Annotated in this window: 12 protein-coding genes; 3 read left to right on the top strand and 9 right to left on the bottom strand. The window is 61.1% G+C overall.

Going from position 1 to position 12,761, the window contains the following annotated elements:
• Nucleotides 1-209 precede the first annotated feature (209 nt).
• From VSX42_RS00445 to nrdR, 3 genes are read left to right on the top strand one after another with little or no spacing between them, the layout of a single operon-like run.
• Complete coding sequence (locus tag VSX42_RS00445; RefSeq protein WP_326502693.1) at nucleotides 210-683, top strand: MmcQ/YjbR family DNA-binding protein; 474 nt, start codon at nucleotides 210-212, stop codon at nucleotides 681-683.
• Nucleotides 680-2,062, top strand: a complete 1,383-nt coding sequence (hisD, locus tag VSX42_RS00450; protein ID WP_326502473.1) for a histidinol dehydrogenase — start codon at nucleotides 680-682, stop codon at nucleotides 2,060-2,062. Before VSX42_RS00445 ends, hisD begins: the two co-directional genes overlap by 4 nt.
• 21 nt (nucleotides 2,063-2,083) lie before the next feature.
• The gene (gene nrdR, locus VSX42_RS00455) at nucleotides 2,084-2,560 is read left to right on the top strand and encodes a transcriptional regulator NrdR (RefSeq protein WP_326502474.1); all 477 of its coding nucleotides are present in this window, start codon (nucleotides 2,084-2,086) and stop codon (nucleotides 2,558-2,560) included.
• A 105-nt stretch (nucleotides 2,561-2,665) separates the two neighbouring features.
• Here the strand turns inward: nrdR and VSX42_RS00460 are convergent, their stop codons facing one another.
• From VSX42_RS00460 to ppgK, 9 genes are all read right to left on the bottom strand, one after another.
• Nucleotides 2,666-4,012, bottom strand: coding sequence for a UDP-glucose/GDP-mannose dehydrogenase family protein (locus VSX42_RS00460; protein WP_326502475.1), 1,347 nt, complete (start codon nucleotides 4,010-4,012; stop codon nucleotides 2,666-2,668).
• Between the two features lie 21 nt (nucleotides 4,013-4,033).
• Nucleotides 4,034-5,131 carry a phosphotransferase gene (locus VSX42_RS00465; protein WP_326502476.1) on the bottom strand — a complete coding sequence of 366 codons (1,098 nt, stop codon included), beginning with the start codon at nucleotides 5,129-5,131 and terminating at the stop codon, nucleotides 4,034-4,036.
• Complete coding sequence (locus VSX42_RS00470; RefSeq protein WP_326502477.1) at nucleotides 5,128-6,348, bottom strand: phosphotransferase family protein; 1,221 nt, start codon at nucleotides 6,346-6,348, stop codon at nucleotides 5,128-5,130. Before VSX42_RS00470 ends, VSX42_RS00465 begins: the two co-directional genes overlap by 4 nt.
• Nucleotides 6,348-8,150 carry an ABC transporter ATP-binding protein gene (locus VSX42_RS00475; RefSeq protein ID WP_326502478.1) on the bottom strand — a complete coding sequence of 601 codons (1,803 nt, stop codon included), beginning with the start codon at nucleotides 8,148-8,150 and terminating at the stop codon, nucleotides 6,348-6,350. Before VSX42_RS00475 ends, VSX42_RS00470 begins: the two co-directional genes overlap by 1 nt.
• Nucleotide 8,151: 1 nt before the next feature.
• Nucleotides 8,152-9,255 carry a glycosyltransferase family 4 protein gene (locus VSX42_RS00480; protein WP_326502479.1) on the bottom strand — a complete coding sequence of 368 codons (1,104 nt, stop codon included), beginning with the start codon at nucleotides 9,253-9,255 and terminating at the stop codon, nucleotides 8,152-8,154.
• 2 nt (nucleotides 9,256-9,257) lie between these two features.
• A complete protein-coding gene (locus VSX42_RS00485; RefSeq protein WP_326502480.1) occupies nucleotides 9,258-10,484 on the bottom strand; it encodes a glycosyltransferase family 4 protein in 1,227 nt (408 codons plus the stop codon).
• Nucleotides 10,472-11,320: a glycosyltransferase family protein gene (locus tag VSX42_RS00490; protein ID WP_326502481.1), complete on the bottom strand. Its 849-nt coding sequence runs from the start codon at nucleotides 11,318-11,320 to the stop codon at nucleotides 10,472-10,474. The genes VSX42_RS00485 and VSX42_RS00490 overlap by 13 nt, the downstream gene beginning before the upstream one ends.
• A 162-nt stretch (nucleotides 11,321-11,482) precedes the next feature.
• Complete coding sequence (locus VSX42_RS00495; RefSeq protein WP_326502482.1) at nucleotides 11,483-11,689, bottom strand: hypothetical protein; 207 nt, start codon at nucleotides 11,687-11,689, stop codon at nucleotides 11,483-11,485.
• 206 nt (nucleotides 11,690-11,895) lie between these two features.
• Nucleotides 11,896-12,741, bottom strand: coding sequence for a polyphosphate--glucose phosphotransferase (gene ppgK / locus VSX42_RS00500; protein WP_326502483.1), 846 nt, complete (start codon nucleotides 12,739-12,741; stop codon nucleotides 11,896-11,898).
• Nucleotides 12,742-12,761: the final 20 nt, after the last annotated feature.

A 12,761-nucleotide genomic window follows, 5' to 3' on the forward strand; every position in this document is an offset into this window, starting at 1 on the left:
TCTACAAAACATTTAATGCACTCTAGATGAGAGTCAACCATAATAAGCCCCATGAGGTTTCAGATGAGTCAGAGAATATGCCGTGGCCTTGTTGCAATTTTAGCTATTGGTGCGCTTATAGTTACTCCTGCACCCTCTCCGGCTGCTGAAGGCTACGACATAACAGAGCCTCTGGCTACTATGAAGAGTGACCACTAAGCTTGAACCTCATGCCCCTTTCCACCTCCCGCGCCCTCTACGAGGCGGCGTCCGCGCACGCCCTGGCCCTGCCCGCAGCCGAGCTCTACCGCTTCACCTCCCGCAGCGACGCCGAAGCCGCCCGCGTGGGTGGCAAGTGGTTCATGGTGTTAGCTGAGAAGGACGGCACCCAGTTGGTCAACCTCAAAGCCCACCCGGCCGATGTTGCAGCCATCATCGAAACACACCCGGCGGCGCGTCCGGCCTGGCACATGAACAAAACCCACTGGTACAGTCTCATACCTCATCCAGGTCTGACCGGTGAGCTGCTAGCCGAGCTTATCGCCGAGTCCTACATCACCGTGGTCGAGTCCCTGTCTGCCCGCAAGCGTCCGCCCGGCTGGCAGGCCGTGGCAGAAAAACTCAAGGCAGTAGAATCTCACCAGCCGGAAACCCCCAGGCCTAACCCGCAGCGGCTTGACGGCCGCGTTAAAATCAAAGAGTGAGCACAACAGACAACACCCAGAACTCCACTGCCCGCGCAGACTTCACCTTGCGCACCATCGACCTGCGCGGCAGCAATCATTCCTACGCTGAGCTGCGCCGCATCGTCCCGCGCCAGACCACAGAGTTCGTGGGCAAGGCGCTCACTACCGTGCACGAAATTCTCGAGAATGTGCAGGACCGAGGGGCTGACTATTTGCGGGAACTCTCCGCCCGTTTCGACGGAGTAGCGCAGGGCACCCTGCGCGTACCGCAGAGCGCTATCGACCGGGCGGTAGAGAACCTCGACCCTGCCGTGCGTGAGGGCCTAGAAATCGCCATCGAACGCACCCGCGCTTTTGCAGCCGCCCAGCGCCCTGCCGATCAGACCATCGAAGTTGCCCCCGGGGCCGTCCTCACCAACCGCTGGACCCCCGTGCGCCGCGCCGGCGTGTACGTGCCCGGCGGCCTGGCCGTCTACCCCTCATCGGTCATTATGAACACCGTGCCCGCTCAGGCAGCTGGCGTTGGCTCTATTGTGCTCTGCACTCCGCCCCAGAAAGAATTTGACGGTCTGCCCCACCCCACCATTATCGGGGCAGCCGGGCTGCTGGGCATTACCGAGGTCTGGGCCATCGGCGGCGCCGGTGCCCTTGGCGCTATGGCCTACGGGCTGGACGACGCCGGTGAGGTCCTTGAACCCGTCGACACCATCACCGGCCCCGGCAACATCTTTGTCGCCATGGCCAAGCGGGCCCTGCAAGGAGTCGTGGGCGTGGACGGCGAAGCCGGCACCACCGAAATCGCTGTCATTGCCGACGACACCGCCAACCCCGACTACGTTGCCGCTGACCTGATCTCCCAGGCAGAACACGACCCCAACGCCGGGTCCGTCCTGATTACCCATAGCCCGGCTCTCGCAGTAGCCGTGCAAGAGGCCATCAACCGCCGGGCGTCCGCCACCAAGTACAGCGAGCGCGTTGCCACCGCCCTGACCGGCCCCCAGTCTGGCGTGGTGCTCACCGACAGCCTCGAAGCTTCAATCGCGGTGGCCGACGCCTACGCCGCTGAACACCTTGAAATTCACACCGAGAAGGCAGAAGAGGTGGCCGGGCGGGTGCGCAACGCCGGTGCGATCTTCATCGGCCCCTACTCGCCGGTGCCCCTGGGCGATTACGCGGCAGGGTCCAACCACGTCCTGCCCACCGGCGGTTCAGCTGCCTACGCATCGGGGCTCAACACCACTGTCTTTATGAAGGCGGTTCAGCTCATCAACTACAGCGAAGATGCTCTAGCTGAGATCAGTGATGCCATTGTCGCGGTTGCCCACGATGAAGACCTTCCCGCCCACGGTGAGGCCATCACCGTGCGTACCGGTTCGCCGGCACCCAGGGCCAACTAGAAGAACGCTAGGAGGAACCACATGAACTGCCCCTTCTGCCGTAATTCCACCTCAAAGGTGGTTGATTCCCGCACCACCGAAGACAACTCTGCGATTCGCCGCCGCCGCCAGTGCAGTAACTGCGGCAAGCGGTTCACCACCGTGGAGACCACCGCTGTATCGGTGATTAAGCGAAGCGGCGTGACCGAGCCCTTCGACCGGTCCAAGATTGTCTCGGGTGTGCGCAAGGCCTGCCAGGGGCGCCCCGTGGGGGAGGACGACCTGGCTAAGCTAGCGCAGGAAGTTGAAGAGGCAATTCGAGCTAAGGGCATTGCCGAGATCGATGCTCATGAAGTCGGTCTTTCAATTCTTGAGCCCCTGTCAAAGCTCGACACCGTGGCTTACCTGCGCTTTGCCAGCGTCTACCAGGCCTTTGAATCGCTTGATGATTTCGAGCGCGCTATCGCAGCGTTGCGCGAGGCGGGGGCGGACGAGGGGGAGCAGCCTACCCTGCTCTAGCCCCAGTTAAAAAGGACGCCGCCCGCTGCGCTCCCAGCCGTAGGGCCGGAACGATAGCGGGGCGGCTTTCCTGTAAGCAGCGGCGTGACCTAGTTCAGCGTACCCTTATCGACCCAGGCCTGCGTAGTCCCAGCCCGCTGCCAGCCAGGCGTCCTTATCCAGGGCGTTGCGGCCGTCAATAATGCGGGGGCGCTCAACCAGCGATGCTACGCGGGCAGGGGCGAGCTCCACAAAGTCTTGCCATTCGGTCAGAAGCAGTACCAGCTGGGCACCTTCCAGGGCTTGTTCGGGGTCTTTGACCCCGATGAGCTGGGGGTAGCGGGCGGCAACACTGGGTAAGGCTTCGGGGTCGCTGATGGTGACGGCTGCACCGGCCTCCGCCAGGCGCAGGGCTACCTCAAGGGCAGGGGAGTCGCGGATGTCATCACTGTTGGGCTTAAACGCTGCGCCGAGGACAGTGATGCGGGCACCCTCAATCTCTCCACCGAAGGCCTTAATAGACTCGGTGACAACCCGGTCACGGCGGCGCTGGTTAATAGCATCGATATCCCTGAGGAAGCTCACCGCGTCCTGCACACCTAGCTCTTCGGCTCGAGCCATGAAGGCACGGATGTCTTTGGGCAGGCATCCACCGCCAAAGCCCACACCCGCGCGCAGGAACTTGTTGCCAATGCGCTCGTCGTAGCCAATAGCATGGGCTAGCTCGGTCACATCGCCACCGGTGGCTTCGCAGAGTTCGGCCATAGCGTTGATGAAGGAAATTTTGGTGGCAAGGAAAGAGTTTGCCGCAACCTTGACCAGCTCGGCGGTGGGGTAGTTGGTTTTGATGTGGGGGATTCCCTCAGCCAGTAGCGGTGCGTAGACAGCATCGAGCGCTTCTGCCCCCGTCTGGGCTGCCTGTGGGTCTTCGGGCAGGCCGTAGACCAGGCGGTCGGGGTGCAGGGTATCTTGAACCGCAAAACCCTCGCGTAAGAATTCGGGGTTCCAGAGCAGTACCGCCCCCGCCTGCTCGGCGCGCTTGGCCAGGCGGCTGGCGGTGCCTACCGGCACGGTGGATTTTCCGACGATAACGGTGGCAGGACGCCCGGGTGCAGCCGCAGCTTTCTTCTCGGCGGGAATAGCCTCAAGAATCATATCGAGGGCTGATTCCACGAAGGTGAGGTTAGCTGCCTTACCTGACTCAGACTGGGGAGTGCCAACAGCGATAAAGTGAACATCAACATTGGCAAGGGCATCATTGGCCGGTGCCTGGGCAAAGCTGAGCTTTCCGGCATCGAGAGAGGAACGCAGAAGCTGGGGGAAGCCGGGCTCAAAGAAGGGGGCCTTGCCTGCTGAAAGGGTTTCGATTTTGTGGGGGTCAACATCGATACCGATGGTTTGGTGACCCAGGTGGGCCATTGCTGCTGCATGGACGGCGCCGAGGTAGCCGCAGCCGATAACAGAGATTTTCATGGGGTGTTTTCCTTTGAGTGTTTAGAAGTGGGTTAATAACGTGTGGTCGACCCAGGTGTCTAGCCAGCGGTGGGCGCTTGGCCTGAAGCTGTAGACGCAGGCGATGCGGGCGCGGGCAGCCCGCCTGTAGAGATCGAGCCGTTGGGGGCTGATGCCACTATTGTTAGCTAGAGATTCAAGGAGCTGGATGACGCCCTGCGAAAAGTTGCGAGAGTAGATCCCCTGAATGGTCCGTAGCTCTAGGTGGGCCAGCAGATTGCCCAGGTCAAGGGCGGCTTCGCCGTAGGCGGCAGTATCGAGATCGATGAGGGCCAGCGAGATGCCATCCCACAGCAGTTGCTTATCGTGAAGATCCCGGTGCAGCAGAACATAGCCGTCCTCAGCTCCCGATGATAGGTCTGCGATGAGACGGTCGATGTAATCGAGCAGGTGCTGGCCTGAGGCAAAGGAAGCACAAGCCCCAAAGCTTTCGACCTGCTGCTTCCACTGGGCTAGTACCTGCGCTTCTTGCTCACTACCGTGCACTGCCGGGGTGAAGCCACCGGATTTAGCCGGGATCTCCTGGCCACCTCGATAAGCACGAGCTCCCAGGGCTAAGAACTCTTGCCAGATCTCGGTGAACCTGACCCAGGCGTCCTGCCCCTGATCTGCCCAGTCGAACAAGGATTTTCCTGGCAGGAGCGAAAAGTCAACCCGGCTGGAGCCGGTCGCAACGACCCGAGCTACAGAAAAACCGCTGGCAGCAGCCAACCTACCAACCGCTTCAGTAGCTGTTGCAACCTGGGAAACCTTTGAGCGCTTGAGGTGCTTAGAGACTTTCTGCGGGTGCCGCACCACTGCCCGTTTACCTGCCCTGTGCACCAGTAGCTGAGCATTAGCAGCCGAGCTGTCTTCGGCAAGTTCGGGGAGCTTCGGGTCGGTACCGGCAGGGGAGAGCAGCGTGAGCTCACCGTGAGAGGCCACCGTGCCTGCCCTCAGCTCACCGGTAGATGCATCGGTAATCTCAAGGGTCAGCGAACCCCCTGTGCTTGGCCATGCCCGCCTGATGGTATGCTCCGGCGGTAGCAGGTTGCCCGCTGCTGCCTCGAGCATCAGCGAAAAAGCCGGGGAGTGTTTCATAGCAGGTTCTCGATTCGTGCCAGATTGTGAGCAACGTCTTCACGCCAGGTGGGGCGGGCCTGCCGCAGCGGTTCAACCGCGCGCAGGGCGAGCGCATGGGCGCTTCCCAGGAGCAGGTCTTCGGGTGAGATTTTTGCCCCACCAGCGGCTCGGTATCCTTCTAAAAACGCGGTGGCAGCCTGCGGTGAGCTGGTGCAGTTATAAGAGCCCAGGTCGAGAGCCGCTGGCCCAAGATGAGAGCGGTCAAAATCGGTCAGCCACAGCTGACCCCCGTCGTCGGTAATAACCTGGTCGGGCGAGGCATCACCGTGCAGCAAGACCAGGGCACCGGCAACGGGGGGAAGAGCCCGAGCCAGGTTCCGGCACCTGCTGGCTAGATTCGTATCGAGAGACTCTAAGACTCTGGCATGTACCGAAAGCTGTCGAGACCCGCTGCTGCCAGCGTCAGCAGAGGGGGTCTTGTTCTCCAGTGCTCGCATGAGGGTAGCAGGCAGGGTAAGAATGCAGGCGTGCAGCCGGGCAAAGAGTTCCCCGGCAGCGGCAGCCTGTTGTTCAGTCTGAGCCTCTGAGAGGTCACGAGTTCCCACATATTCGAGGGCGGGTAGGCCGGTATCGGCTGAAGGCGCTAGAAGAGGAGGCACCGGCAGGTGATTGCCCACAAAACGGTGAATCGTTGTATCGGGGGCCCCTCCACCGGCGAGCACCCGCTCAACCCGGCGTCCGCGCAGCACAACCAGGCGGCGGGCAGGGTTATACCGCAGGACGCGGGGGAGCGTCTGGTTCTCATCGGCCAGAGGTTCGAGGGCTCCAGTTGACTGGAGGGCGTCCATGAGTTTGGGGTCAGTGAGAACCGAGCCGAACTGCACCACTGAACCGGCTTCAAAGCCACGAGCCTGGGCAGCGCTTGCTCCGTGAGCTGCTACCGGGTAGAAACCCGGTGCCAGGTGCGGTAGAGCCGGGCGCACAGGTGCGCTGCGCCCCAGCGACTGAGCCTTGAGCTCATGGCGGGCAGCCTTCTTCGCACCTGCTGGCCACATCACGCGCAGCCAGCCCTGGGCATCCTCACCGTCAGAACCGGTGCCCCGAAAACCTACCAGCAGGGAGGTTCCCGGCTTGATGCGCATAGACCTGGCCTCAACCGGGTAACCTACCTGGTCACTGAGCCAGCCGGGCTCAAGGGCTGCGCTCAGAGCAGCAGAGGTCGTTGAAACAACCATTAGGCACCTCCCATCCGAATCTCGTTGTGGTCCTTCTCGCCAGCCGAAACCCAGGTGCGGAAGACCTTGCTGGTCTTGAGTAGCTCTGCCGGCGAACCATCGAGCTGCACCTTGCCACTCTCAAGCCACACCACGCGGTCTGCTCTGAGGGCAACCTCGGTATCGTGGGTCACCGCCAGCGTGGTCTTGCCATCCACTAGCTGTTCAATAGCGTCCATCACCAGACCTGCTGATTCGGGGTCAAGGCCGGTGGTCGCCTCGTCCAGCACCACAATCGGGGTATCACGCAGCAGGGCACGGGCAATTGCGATACGCTGACGCTGACCACCCGAAAGGGTACCTCCGCGCTCACCGACCATGGTGTCGTAGCCATCGGGTAGCTTCTCAATGAAGGGAGCAGCATGGGCTGCGCGGGCAGCTGCCTCAATTTCCTCATCGGTGGCATCAAAGCGGCCGTAACGGATGTTGTCACGGATGCTGGCGGTAAAGAGCACTGCCTCCTGATGAAGCAAGGAAATGTTGGCGCGAAGCTCCTCGATATCGGTGGTGGCAACGGTGGTCTGGTCGATGCTGACGGTACCCCACACCGGGTCCTGCGAGCGCCCCAACAGGGACACCAGGGTGGACTTACCGGCACCTGAGGGGCCAATGACAGCGACAAACTCACCGGGCTCGACCGTCAGGTTCAGACCGCGTAGCACAGGGTTACCCTCGTACTCGGTGTACACGTCATTGAAGACCAGGCGCCCGGTAACCTCTCCCAGAGGCTCGGGAGTCTCAAGCTGGGCAAGGTCGTTTTCCACGTCCATGAGGTCAGCTACGCGCTCGCCACTTGCTGTAGCGCGGGCGATTCTGCCGGTGTATTTTGCCATATCGCGCAGGGGCTTCATGGTGGTTTTGAGGTAGGTGGTAAAGAGCACCAGATCACCGATGGTCATGTGATTTTCCATGACGCGCCAGGCGCCGCCGACCATTACAGCGGCTGTAGCCACACCCACGATCACATCGGTTCCGCGTTCCAGCCGTGCAGCAAGCCGGCGTGATCGTACCCCGTCTTTCAGGGACTTCTTGTTGGCTACCACGAAGCGCTGGCCGATGTGCTCCTGCAGGCTGTATGCTTGCACGACCTTGATGGAGGAGAGGGATTCCTGGGCGGTATTTGCCAGCTGACCTTCTGCCTTGCGGGTGCGGCGAGAGGCTTGGGTAATCTTGCGGGCGGTGCCGCGGGAGATCAGCGGGAAGATAATGAGGGCGACCACGACGACAAGCGAAAGCACCGGGTCAATGACCAGCATGACGATAAGCATGACCACTAAGGTGAGCATGTTCGCCATGAGGGGTAGACCGGCGGTAACCGCTACCTCTTGCAGCTTAGCTACGTCTCCCACGATACGCTGGACGGTATCTGCTGAGCGGTTGCGGGCATGGAAGCCCTGGTGCAAATCTTGCACGTGGTTGAAAACCCGGGCGCGTAGCAGGGTTGAGGCGCGGGAGCCAACCAGGGTGAAGGCAACAGTGGCCAGGTAGTTGGTGAAGGCACGGAGTGCCACGATGAGAATTAGGGCAAGGCCACACCAGAGGATGAGGGACCAGGACGCGGCGGGTCCGCTTTGCTGGGCACCCAGGCTCACCGACAGGGCATCAACCACAAATTTGAGCGGCCAGGGCTCGAGCACACGGAAGGCAACCTCAAGGAGCAGGGCTAGAGTGCCACCAGCTGCCAGGGTTTTCTGCGGCTTAATATCGGGGCCGATGAGTTCGAGGGTACGGCGCAGTGCCTTTTTGTGTACGCGTTTAGCCATCCTAGTACCCCGCCAGGCTCATGATGCGGGTGACGGCCTGCTCCCAGGAATGCTTCTGAACAGCAAGTTCGCGGGCTCGGGCACCGTAGGTTGCGCGGAGCTGCGGATTTGCTGCCAGCTCGTCAATAGCGCGGGCGAGGGCCTGCGGGTCTGACCCGGGAACCAGAGTACCTGCCCCCTCGATGGTCTCAGGAATCTGACCGATGCCGGTTGCGACCACCGGTAGACCTGCTGCGAGGTATTCATAGACCTTGAGCGGTGAGAAATAGTGCTCGCTTGTGTCTGAGGGGGCAGGGTAGGGGGCAACACCGATCGCTGAGCCTGCAATGGCTGTGGGCATCGCTGCGGGCGCGATAGCGCCGGCGAAATCTACATCGAGACCAAGCTGGGCTGCCTGGGCTTCAAGGGCTTCGCGCTCTGGCCCATCACCGAGAATGCGCAGACTCCAGGGCTGCTTGGCAAGGGCAGCAGCCGCAATAAGATCAGAAACGCCGTGCCAGGGCTTGAGGGTGCCCACAAAGGTGACCACGACTCCCCGTTCGCTTTCGGGGGCAGGGGTAATACGGCTGATGCTCACACCGTTGGGCACGGTGGTCACCTGGGTCCCGGGAACTTTCTGCTCTACCCAGGAGCGTACCTGGTCAGAAACGGAAATGACAGCAGAAGCTGCTCTTGCCTGACGCGCTAGGGCATCGTGTGCCTGATCTTCGTGGATGAGCACGCGGTGGGCCTGCTGCTCCTCGATGAGGGGAGCGTTGACCTCCAGTACACCGGGCAGGCCGCTGTCAGCCAGCACTGTGGAGAAAAGGGAGTAGCGTTCGTAGATAAAGTCTGCGCCCCACTGCTGCAGGTCTGCGACCATCTGAGAAGCAACCTGCTGCTGGGCACGTTCGCGCTCACCGGCGTCCTTGGTCTCAATGCGGTAGAGCTCTAGGGGCACATCAGCGATATCTGAGGGGATCTGCTTGCCGCTGCGGGTAGCAAATATTTTGACCTCGTGGCCACGGGACAGTAGCTCGCGCACAACTTCCTGAATATGCACCGAGGCCCCTTTACTACCAAAGACGGGGATACCCGGGTCTACACAAACATAGGCAATACGCATGATTATTTTTTTCCTTCTACATCAGAGGGCTGGTTCAGAGCGGCAAGAGCCTGCGCCTGGGAGCGGCTATCAAAGGACTGCTCGATGAGCTCACGGGCTGCCCGGGACAGGGCCAGGGTGTCGATATGGCCGGTTGCGACAGCCTCTAGGGCGTCTGCCAGGCCGGTAATATCTTTGGGTTCAAGTAGCAGGCCGGTTTCTCGGTCGTGGACTACCTCGGGCAGACCGGTCACGCTGGTGGCGATCACAGGCGCGCCGCTTGCCATGGCTTCAAGGACGACGGTGGGTAGACCGTCCATGTTGCCGTCGGCTGCCGGGATGCAGGGGGCAGCGAAGACGTGGGCATCAGCAAGAAGTTCGCGGACCTCCTGCTGGGTCAGGGGGGGGCCGGGGAAAGTAACCCTGTCGCATAGTTCAAGCTCAGCTACCTGCTGCTTGAGGGCCGGGGTCAGCTCGCCTGACCCACCGAGGGTGAGGCGGACGTCCAGCCCCCGCTCGACGGTGAGCTTGAGGGCGTCCAGTAGCTCGGCAAAGCCCTTTTTGGTGACGTGCCGGCCAACAGCCACGACCTGCAGAGGGTGACCCGGCTGAGGGCGCGGGGGAACCGTGTAGGGGAAGCGGTCGAGCTCCAGAGCGTTGTACTGCAGCACGACCTTAGCGCCGGTACCCTCAAGCACTCGGTTGAGGTACTGCTGGTTGTAGCGGGAAATGGCGATGGTGTGCTGGGCATCAGCGCAGATCCGGCGAAGCCAGGTTATATCAACCGACTCGTGGAAGATATCTTTGGCGTGGGTGGTGACCGTGTAGGGAATACCGGTGAGCTGGTGGGCAACCCATGCCATACGCCCGGCCAAGGACGCGAAGTGCGCGTGAAGGTGGGTAATGCCGTCCTGCTGAATACGCTGAGCCAACGTGACACCCTGCACCACATCTGAGGCAGAAAGCTCCAGCAGCTGGGGGAGAATGCGGCCAAAACGCTCACGCATAGCTGCGGTGGGAAGGGAATAAGCGATTTGTTCCCAAAACTTCGCTGACTGGCTAGCTCGCGGAATCCAGGTCACCGGTGCCTGCACACGGGCAAGCTCGGGATGGAAACGGGTATCGGTCGTGGGGCGAAGAGCGTAAATACTGAGGTCTTCACCGGCAGCTTCACGCGCCAGAATCTCGGTGACCACAAAGGTCTCAGAAAACCTGGGGTAGACCTTGAGTACGTAACCTATGCGGGGCATGAGTCCTCCTGAACCGGGGTAGGGCGGTGGTTACCGACCACAATTTCTGCAACAAGGGTGGCGGTACGCCATAGGCCATCACGTTCAATGTGGGTGCGATCCACCCGGCGACGAACCGCTTGCGCTAACCAATCTTCGGCGGCGGCAACGGTCAGGTCTTGAGCGCGGCAGTAGTCAACTACACCGTGGGCGCTCATAGCCTGAGCCCTAATGAGCTGCTCAGTGCGCGGGGTTTCTCTAGGCACAATGAGCGCTGGTGTGCTTGAGGCAAGAACCTCGTTAGTGGTGTTATACCCGCCCATACACACCACAGCAGCTGCCTGGTCGATGTGGTGGCTCAGCCCGGGTAGAGAATGAAGAACCCGGGTACCTGGGCCCGCTAACTGCACCAGATGATCAAAGGTCTCGGTCGCTAGCTGGGGGCCGGTAACAACCAGGTGGTCAAACCCCTCAGGTACGCGCACCTGAACGAGAGTCTGCAGCAGGGCGGCGCCGTCCTCCCCGCCACCGGCAGTGGTCAGAATAAAGGGTTTTGTGTGCTGAAGTAGCTGGGGACGTTCAGCCTCACCCCTGCCAAGAGCCAGATAGCCGGTGAATTTAGCCTTATCGGCAAGCTCCTCCGGTATCTCACCCGCCTCAACCGGGTTGTGCACCGAGGGGTCCCCGTAAATCCAGAGAGAGTCAATCACCGACCGAAGATCAGCAGGGTCACCGTTTTTATACCACTCAGCATGGGCAACCTGCGGGGCATCGAGCACTTCGCGAAGCCCTAGCACCACATGCGCAAAGGGGTTGCGCTCACGAAGAGCCGCCAACGGCTCTTGCAGTTCACGCATGACCCCAAAAATATGCCGGTCAATGATCACAACATCGGGGTTAAAGCTCAAGAGCGAGGCATGTAGCAGCTGAGAACGCAGCTCAACCAGCAAAGACGTGGGAGCTCCTAGTGAGCGTGAGGCATATTCGCCCTGAGCCTTACGGATACTGGGAATAAAGACCTAGTCAAAACCTGCCGGCAGCGGGAAAACACTGGCCTGGGGAAGCCCAGAGACCAGCAAACCTGCGACGGGGCGACCGGTCAGCTCAGGTACGGTCCGAGCTATATGGTGGGCAATAGCTAGATTGCGGCGCACATGCCCCAGCCCCTGTGAATCGTGGCTGTAGAGCACAACGCGCACCGGTTCGGTGGTGTGAGTGTGGTGCATGAACTGTGTTTCTCGGTGAGGCCGGCCCCGCGAAAGACCGGTCGATGAATGTTTGTCTAAGAAACTTTACGGAGCTTTCATTAAGAGAACATGAAAAAACCACACGCCAGCGAAAAAGGGGACAAAAGGACGCCGCCTGTCCACCATCTGCCTTGCGGCAGGTGAGGTGAGCAGGCGGCGTCCTTATCTTGGGGAGCTAGTAGGGCCTAGCCCTGGGCAGCAGCGCGGCGCTCGTGCTCGCTGGGGTGGCCAGCGGCCCACAGGGCAGCACCCACGATGCCGGCGTTATTGCGCAGCTGGGCCATCACCATGGGCGTGCGAATCTCATCCTCAAAGTAGGGCATGAACTTCTCCGGGTTCTTAGAGATACCCCCACCGATGATGAACAGGTCCGGTGAGAACAGCATCTCAACGTGGGTGAAGTAGCGGCGCAGACGCTTACCGTACTTCTTCCAGGAGAGTTCGTCGCGCTCACGGGCACGGGCGGACGCTTTGGATTCGGCGTTGTGGCCGTCAATCTCAAGGTGACCCAACTCTGTGTTGGGGACCAGCTGACCGTTGATAATGAGGGCAGAGCCGATACCAGTGCCCAGGGTAATGACGGCAATCAGGCCGTCCTTATCCTTGCCCTGGCCGTAGGTTGCCTCAGCCAGGCCGGCGGCGTCTGCGTCATTAAGCGCATAGACGGTCCGCCCGCCCAGGGCCTCACTCATGATGCCCTCAAGGTCAGCACCAATCCAGGACTCGTGCACATTCGCAGCAGACAGAGTCACACCGTTCTTCACGATGGCGGGGAAGTCGATACCTACCGCTGAATCGGGCAGCGGCGCAAGCTCGCGACCCTGAAGCTCATCAACAATCTCTCGCGCCACAGCAGCGCATGCCTCGGGGGTAGCAGGCTGAGGGGTGGGGATGCGGAAGCGCTCGCCCACCAGCTGGCCGGTGCGGATATCAACAATACCGCCCTTCATGCCAGTGCCTCCGATATCGATACCGATAACCAGGTCAGCTGCGGCAGGTGCCGGGACCTCGGGGGTGACTGCGTCAGTCATGAGCGCTCCTTTGAGTGTGA

The sequence above is a fragment of the Rothia nasimurium genome, assembly GCF_035916755.1.
In the GTDB taxonomy this organism is placed as follows: Bacteria; Actinomycetota; Actinomycetes; order Actinomycetales; family Micrococcaceae; genus Rothia.

Excerpts from the sequence above, each read along its gene's own strand:
- VSX42_RS00445 (WP_326502693.1), top strand. The coding sequence starts at position 210 with ATGCCCCTTTCCACCTCCCGCGCCCTCTACGAGGCGGCGTCCGCGCAC.
- nrdR (WP_326502474.1), top strand. The coding sequence starts at position 2,084 with ATGAACTGCCCCTTCTGCCGTAATTCCACCTCAAAGGTGGTTGATTCC.
- VSX42_RS00460 (WP_326502475.1), bottom strand. The coding sequence starts at position 4,012 with ATGAAAATCTCTGTTATCGGCTGCGGCTACCTCGGCGCCGTCCATGCA.
- VSX42_RS00465 (WP_326502476.1), bottom strand. The coding sequence starts at position 5,131 with ATGAAACACTCCCCGGCTTTTTCGCTGATGCTCGAGGCAGCAGCGGGC.
- VSX42_RS00470 (WP_326502477.1), bottom strand. The coding sequence starts at position 6,348 with ATGGTTGTTTCAACGACCTCTGCTGCTCTGAGCGCAGCCCTTGAGCCC.
- VSX42_RS00475 (WP_326502478.1), bottom strand. The coding sequence starts at position 8,150 with ATGGCTAAACGCGTACACAAAAAGGCACTGCGCCGTACCCTCGAACTC.
- VSX42_RS00480 (WP_326502479.1), bottom strand. The coding sequence starts at position 9,255 with ATGCGTATTGCCTATGTTTGTGTAGACCCGGGTATCCCCGTCTTTGGT.
- VSX42_RS00485 (WP_326502480.1), bottom strand. The coding sequence starts at position 10,484 with ATGCCCCGCATAGGTTACGTACTCAAGGTCTACCCCAGGTTTTCTGAG.
- VSX42_RS00490 (WP_326502481.1), bottom strand. The coding sequence starts at position 11,320 with ATGCGTGAACTGCAAGAGCCGTTGGCGGCTCTTCGTGAGCGCAACCCC.
- VSX42_RS00495 (WP_326502482.1), bottom strand. The coding sequence starts at position 11,689 with ATGCACCACACTCACACCACCGAACCGGTGCGCGTTGTGCTCTACAGC.
- ppgK (WP_326502483.1), bottom strand. The coding sequence starts at position 12,741 with ATGACTGACGCAGTCACCCCCGAGGTCCCGGCACCTGCCGCAGCTGAC.